This window comes from Stenotrophomonas sp. 05L44_2, from assembly GCF_056665995.1.
In genome coordinates this window covers 1-5,251 of record NZ_JBFTNR010000298.1, presented here as the reverse complement: position 1 = coordinate 5,251, position 5,251 = coordinate 1, and the positions used below count along the sequence as shown (strand labels likewise).

The following is a 5,251-nucleotide window of genomic DNA, read 5'->3' as shown; positions in this document are numbered from 1 at the left end:
GTGCTCAACACCGCCGCGTTCCCGATGCCGGCGGMCAAGAAGATGCCGTGGCAGATCGCGCTGGGCCGGCACTGGAAGATCGGCGAGTGGATCATCCGCACCTTCAATGCGTTCTCCTCCGGTGCCTCGTGGCTGGGCGTGGAGCGGAAGATGCCGGCCGATGTGCGCCGCGCCTACGTGTCGCCGTACAACAGCTACGCCAACCGCATCAGCACCATCCGCTTCATGCAGGACATTCCGCTGTCGCCGGCCGACAAGGCGTGGTCACTGCTGGAGCGCGCCGGCAAGGCGCTGCCGTCGTTCGCCGATCGTCCGGCCTTCCTCGGCTGGGGCCTGCGTGATTTCGTGTTCGACCACCACTTCCTGAAGGGCTTCCAGGCGGCGTTGCCGAAGGCGCAGGTGCATGCCTTCGAGGATGCCGGCCACTACGTGCTGGAAGACAAGCATGAAGTGCTGGTGCCGGAGATCCGGGCGTTCCTGGACGCGGGGTTCATGATGTTGCCGGCCAGCGGCCGGCACTACCACTACGCCGCGATTGGCGCCTGTGGCGAGGGGCTGTTGCCGTTGTCGTCCGGGTGGTCGTCGTCGTTGTCCGCACCGTCGCGCCAGCGCCAGTCGGCCAGGGTCAGCGGATCCAGCCCATAGGCGATGCGGGCCTTGTCGCACTGCGGGCTGGCCTTGCCGTACTCCCACGATGCATCCACCTCGCGGCACACGCTGGGGCGGTTGGGGTGGATCGTGCAGCGCGAATAGACGCCGATCTGGGCGTCCAGCGCCACGCAGCGCACCGGCTTGGAATGGGTGCCGCGCATGCACAGGCGGTGCGGGTCGAGCACCTCGGTGAGCTGGTGCGGCACGCCGCCGGGGGTGACCTCGTCCGATTCCATCCAGTGGAAGGCCACGCGGTACTGGGTGCAGCAGGCGCCGCAGGTCATGCAGGGATGTTGCATGGGCAAGCCGCCTCGGGCGGCATCGGGAAAGGGACGAGGATGCGGATTTTCCACGCTGGCGGCCGCCGCGCAAGAAATTCCGTAAGCGGCGACAATGAACGGATGAACCGATCCTGCAACATCGCCGCGCGGCTGCCCGAGCTGGCGCGTGAACGCCCCGACCAGATCGCCATCCGCTGCCCGGGCCGCCGCGGCGCCGGCAACGGCATGGCGGCCTACGACGTGACCCTGGATTACCGCCAGCTGGACGCCCGCAGCGATGCGATGGCGGCCGGCCTGGCTGGCTACGGCATCGGCCGTGGGGTGCGCACGGTGGTGATGGTGCGGCCGTCGCCGGAGTTCTTCCTGTTGATGTTCGCCCTGTTCAAGCTGGGCGCGGTGCCGGTGCTGGTCGATCCCGGCATCGACAAGCGCGCGCTGAAGCAGTGCCTGGACGAGGCACAGCCGCAGGCCTTCATCGGCATCCCGCTGGCCCACGTGGCGCGGCTGGCGCTGCGCTGGGCGCCTTCGGCGACCCGTCTGGTCACGGTTGGCCGCCGCCTGGGCTGGGGCGGTACCACGCTGGCCGCGCTGGAGCGTGCCGGCGCCAACAGCGGCCCGATGCTGGCCGACACCGATGGCGAGGACACGGCGGCGATCCTGTTCACCAGCGGCTCCACCGGCGTGCCCAAGGGCGTGGTCTACCGCCACCGCCACTTCGTCGGCCAGATCGAGCTGCTGGGCAGCGCCTTCGGCATGGAGGCGGGCGGGGTGGACCTGCCGACCTTCCCGCCGTTTGCGCTGTTCGATCCGGCACTGGGCCTGACCTCGGTGATTCCGGACATGGACCCGACCCGGCCGGCCCAGGCCGACCCGGCGCGCCTGCATGACGCCATCCAGCGTTTCGGCGTGACCCAGCTGTTCGGCTCGCCCGCGCTGATGCGGGTCCTGGCGCGGCACGGGCGGCCGTTGCCGACGGTGACCCGGGTGACCTCGGCCGGTGCGCCGGTGCCGCCGGACGTGGTTGCCACCATCCGCAGCCTGCTGCCGGCCGATGCCCAGTTCTGGACACCGTATGGCGCCACCGAGTGCCTGCCGGTGGCGGTGGTCGAGGGGCGCGAGCTGGAGCGTACGCGCGCGGCCACCGAGGGCGGTGCCGGCACCTGCGTCGGCAGCGTGGTCGCACCGAACGAGGTGCGCATCATCGCCATCGACGATGCGCCGCTGCCGGACTGGTCGCAGGCGCGCGTACTGGCCGTGGGCGAGATCGGTGAGATCACCGTGGCCGGGCCGACCGCCACCGATAGTTATTTCAACCGTCCGCAGGCGACGGCGGCGGCGAAGATCAGCGAAACCCTGGYCGATGGCAGCGTCCGCATCGTGCATCGCATGGGCGATGTCGGCTACTTCGATGCGCAGGGACGGCTGTGGTTCTGTGGCCGCAAGACCCATCGCGTGGAAACCGCCCACGGACCGCTGTACACCGAACAGGTCGAGCCGGTGTTCAACACCGTACCCGGCGTGGCACGCACTGCGCTGGTGGGCGTCGGCGCGGCCGGTGCGCAGGTGCCGGTGCTGTGCGTGGAGCTGCAGCGTGGCCAGTCCGACAGCCCTGCTCTGCGCGAGGCGCTGCATGCCACGGCCGCTGCGCGTCTGCCCGAGATGAAGCTGGAACACGTGCTGATGCATCCGGCGTTCCCCGTCGATATCCGTCACAACGCCAAGATCGGCCGCGAGAAGCTCGCCGTCTGGGCACGCGCCGAACTGGAGAAGCGCGCATGAAGATCCTGGTCACCGGTGGTGGTGGTTTTCTTGGCCAGGCGCTGTGCCGTGGCCTGGTCGAACGTGGCCACCAGGTGCTGGCGTTCAACCGCAGCCACTACCCGGAACTGCAGGCGCTGGGCGTGGGCCAGATCCGCGGTGACCTGGCCGATCCGCAGGCGGTGCTGCATGCGGTGGCCGGCGTCGATGCGGTGTTCCACAACGGTGCCAAGGCGGGTGCGTGGGGCAGCTATGACAGCTACCACCAGGCCAACGTGGTCGGCACCGACAACGTCATCGCCGCCTGCCGTGCGCATGGCATCGGCAGGCTGGTCTACACCTCCACGCCCAGCGTGACCCACCGCGCCACGCACCCGGTGGAAGGACTGGGTGCGGACGAAGTGCCGTATGGCGAGGATTTCCAGGCGCCGTACGCGGCGACCAAGGCGATTGCCGAACAGCGCGTGCTGGCGGCCAATGACGCGAGCCTGGCGACTGTGGCGTTGCGTCCGCGGTTGATCTGGGGCCCGGGCGACCAGCAGCTGGTGCCGCGCTTGGCCGATCGTGCACGCGCTGGCCGTTTGCGCCTGGTGGGCGATGGCAACAACAAGGTCGATACCACTTACATCGACAACGCCGCGCTCGCGCATTTCCTCGCCTTCGAGGCGCTGGCACCGGGCGCGGCCTGCGCCGGCAAGGCGTACTTCATTTCCAATGGCGAGCCGCTGCCGATGCGCGAGCTGGTCAACAAGCTGCTGCAGGCGGTGGGCGCTCCAACCGTGGACAAGGCGATCAGCTTCAAGACGGCGTATCGGATCGGCGCGATCTGCGAGCGGCTGTGGCCGCTGCTGCGCCTGCGYGGCGARCCGCCGMTGACSCGCTTCCTGGCCGAGCAGCTGTGCACGCCGCACTGGTACAGCATGGAGCCAGCGCGCCGTGATTTCGGCTACGTGCCGCAGGTCAGCATCGAAGAAGGGCTGCGACGACTGAAGGCCGCATCATGACGGCGGCATCACCGCGCTGAAGCCTTCATTACGCGCAGAGATCGCCATCACCGGTTGCACACCGGCAGATGCGCAGGATGGACACAACGCCACCCACGGCCGACCACCTGCGAGGAGCACCATGCTGCATTACGCCGTCATTTTCTTTGTCATTGCCATCATCGCCGCCGTGCTCGGTTTCTCCGGCATCGCCGGTGCCGCCAGCAACATCGCCTGGATCCTGTTCGTGGTGTTCCTGGTGCTGGCGGTGATCTCGATGTTCCGCAAGCGCACATGACCGCTTGAGCAGTAGTGCCGGCCGCTGGCCGGCAACCTCGATTACCCGGGGTTGCCGACCGGCGGCCGGCACTGCCGAAGCGCGGTCAGCGCACCGCGCTGTGCAATCGGCGATCGGCGTCGTGCCGTTCCATCGCCAGTTCGATCAGGCGCGTGATCAGCGCCGTGTAGCCCACGCCACTGGCGCCCCACAGCTTCGGATACATGCTGATGCGGGTGAAGCCGGGCAGCGTGTTGACCTCGTTGATGACGATCCGACCATCCGCGGTCAGGAACACATCCACGCGCGCCATACCGGCGCATTCCAGTACCTGGTACGCCTGAAGCGCGATGTCCTGGATACGCGCCTGCGTYGCCGCGTCGATYGCGGCCGGCACCACCACTTCRGCGCCRTCTTCGTTGATGTACTTGGTGTCGTAGGCRTAGAACTCRTCGTGCAGYACSACCTCGCCACAGATGCTGGCCTGCGGCCGCTCGTTGCCGAGCACCGCGCATTCGATCTCGCGGCCGACCACGGCCGATTCCACCAGAACCTTGTGGTCGTAGCGCAGCGCAGTCTGCAATGCCTCGGCGAAACCGTCGGCGTCCTTGACCTTGCTCACGCCCACCGATGAGCCCTGGTTGGCCGGCTTCACGAACAGCGGCAGGCCGAGTGTCGCGATCAGGGCATCGACATCGACCGTATCGGCTTCATGGCGGCGGATGCAGACCCACGGCGCCACCTGCAGGCCGGCATCGCGCAGCAGGCGCTTGGTTACATCCTTGTCCATGGCTACCGCCGAACCCAGTACCGGCGAGCCGACGAAGGGCAGGTTGGCCATGCGCAGCAGGCCCTGCAGCGCACCGTCCTCGCCCAGCGGACCGTGCACGATCGGCAGCACCACATCGATCTGCCCCAGCGCGCTGCCCGCATCGGTCGGTTGCAGCTGGGCCTGCTCGGTGCCGGGCAGAACCGCCAGCGCGGTACCGGAAGGATGCAGGGCGATGCGCGCCGGATCCTCGGCATTGAGCAGGAAGGTGTCCGGCTGGCTCAGGTGCCACTGGCCCTGCTTGTCGATGCCGATCAGCACCGGTTCGAAGCGCTCGCGGTCGAGCGCGTCGAGAATGTTCTTCGCCGACTGCAGCGAAACTTCGTGTTCGGAAGACCTGCCACCGAAGATGATGCCAACCCGTGTCCGTGCCATGGAAATGCGATGTCCTGTGCGTTGCGTGGTTCCATAGCATGAACCTTCATCGGCCTTCCGCGTGAGGCACAGATGAACCAGAAATCCATCCACGCAT

The 5,251-nt window shown here is 68.0% G+C and carries 5 protein-coding genes and 1 pseudogene; 4 read left to right on the top strand and 2 right to left on the bottom strand.

Annotation, left to right across the window (positions count from 1 at the left end; genetic code table 11):
* Positions 1 to 486: pseudogene (locus tag AC1VAN_RS11835) on the top strand (alpha/beta hydrolase); the annotation flags it as partial.
* A 38-nt stretch (positions 487 to 524) separates the two neighbouring features.
* Here the strand turns inward: AC1VAN_RS11835 and AC1VAN_RS11830 are convergent.
* Positions 525 to 950, bottom strand: a complete 426-nt coding sequence (locus AC1VAN_RS11830) for a YkgJ family cysteine cluster protein (RefSeq protein WP_025875849.1) — start codon at positions 948 to 950, stop codon at positions 525 to 527.
* Between the two features lie 102 nt (positions 951 to 1,052).
* Between AC1VAN_RS11830 and oleC the strand changes: the two genes are divergently transcribed.
* The 3 genes from oleC (at position 1,053) to AC1VAN_RS11815 (ending at position 3,971) form a co-directional block, all read left to right on the top strand.
* Entirely contained in the window at positions 1,053 to 2,711 is a 1,659-nt protein-coding gene (oleC, locus tag AC1VAN_RS11825) for an olefin beta-lactone synthetase (protein WP_480985857.1), read from the top strand.
* Positions 2,708 to 3,694 (top strand): 2-alkyl-3-oxoalkanoate reductase, encoded by a 987-nt coding sequence (gene oleD, locus AC1VAN_RS11820; protein WP_480985856.1) that lies wholly within the window; start codon positions 2,708 to 2,710, stop codon positions 3,692 to 3,694. Before oleC ends, oleD begins: the two co-directional genes overlap by 4 nt.
* Positions 3,695 to 3,815: 121 nt before the next feature.
* Positions 3,816 to 3,971: a DUF1328 domain-containing protein gene (locus AC1VAN_RS11815; protein WP_025875842.1), complete on the top strand. Its 156-nt coding sequence runs from the start codon at positions 3,816 to 3,818 to the stop codon at positions 3,969 to 3,971.
* Between the two features lie 85 nt (positions 3,972 to 4,056).
* On the opposite strand, the gene ddlA is transcribed toward AC1VAN_RS11815, so the two are convergent.
* Positions 4,057 to 5,154 (bottom strand): D-alanine--D-alanine ligase, encoded by a 1,098-nt coding sequence (gene ddlA, locus AC1VAN_RS11810; protein ID WP_140227922.1) that lies wholly within the window; start codon positions 5,152 to 5,154, stop codon positions 4,057 to 4,059.
* Positions 5,155 to 5,251 lie beyond the last annotated feature (97 nt).

Coding starts and splice junctions, on each gene's coding strand:
- AC1VAN_RS11830 (WP_025875849.1), bottom strand. CDS start 950: ATGCAACATCCCTGCATGACCTGCGGCGCCTGCTGCACCCAGTACCGC.
- AC1VAN_RS11815 (WP_025875842.1), top strand. CDS start 3,816: ATGCTGCATTACGCCGTCATTTTCTTTGTCATTGCCATCATCGCCGCC.